1 protein-coding gene is annotated in these 1,101 nt (G+C 62.1%); it reads left to right on the top strand.

Annotation, left to right across the window (positions count from 1 at the left end; all coding sequences use genetic code 11):
* Positions 1 to 899, top strand: an 899-nt coding sequence (intI1, locus tag AC2UZJ_RS12495; RefSeq protein WP_031999050.1) for a class 1 integron integrase IntI1, incomplete at its 5' end; no start/stop codon positions are given.
* Positions 900 to 1,101: the final 202 nt, after the last annotated feature.

The raw sequence follows: 1,101 nt of genomic DNA, 5'->3' as shown, positions 1-1,101 counted from the left end.
ACTGGGTTCGTGCCTTCATCCGTTTCCACGGTGTGCGTCACCCGGCAACCTTGGGCAGCAGCGAAGTCGAGGCATTTCTGTCCTGGCTGGCGAACGAGCGCAAGGTTTCGGTCTCCACGCATCGTCAGGCATTGGCGGCCTTGCTGTTCTTCTACGGCAAGGTGCTGTGCACGGATCTGCCCTGGCTTCAGGAGATCGGAAGACCTCGGCCGTCGCGGCGCTTGCCGGTGGTGCTGACCCCGGATGAAGTGGTTCGCATCCTCGGTTTTCTGGAAGGCGAGCATCGTTTGTTCGCCCAGCTTCTGTATGGAACGGGCATGCGGATCAGTGAGGGTTTGCAACTGCGGGTCAAGGATCTGGATTTCGATCACGGCACGATCATCGTGCGGGAGGGCAAGGGCTCCAAGGATCGGGCCTTGATGTTACCCGAGAGCTTGGCACCCAGCCTGCGCGAGCAGCTGTCGCGTGCACGGGCATGGTGGCTGAAGGACCAGGCCGAGGGCCGCAGCGGCGTTGCGCTTCCCGACGCCCTTGAGCGGAAGTATCCGCGCGCCGGGCATTCCTGGCCGTGGTTCTGGGTTTTTGCGCAGCACACGCATTCGACCGATCCACGGAGCGGTGTCGTGCGTCGCCATCACATGTATGACCAGACCTTTCAGCGCGCCTTCAAACGTGCCGTAGAACAAGCAGGCATCACGAAGCCCGCCACACCGCACACCCTCCGCCACTCGTTCGCGACGGCCTTGCTCCGCAGCGGTTACGACATTCGAACCGTGCAGGATCTGCTCGGCCATTCCGACGTCTCTACGACGATGATTTACACGCATGTGCTGAAAGTTGGCGGTGCCGGAGTGCGCTCACCGCTTGATGCGCTGCCGCCCCTCACTAGTGAGAGGTAGGGCAGCGCAAGTCAATCCTGGCGGATTCACTACCCCTGCGCGAAGGCCATCGGTGCCGCATCGAACGGCCGGTTGCGGAAAGTCCTCCCTGCGTCCGCTGATGGCCGGCAGCAGCCCGTCGTTGCCTGATGGATCCAACCCCTCCGCTGCTATAGTGCAGTCGGCTTCTGACGTTCAGTGCAGCCGTCTTCTGAAAACGACA

The organism is Paenalcaligenes sp. DL 309 (genome assembly GCF_057475285.1).
This window is presented reverse-complemented; position numbering and strand designations above follow the sequence as displayed.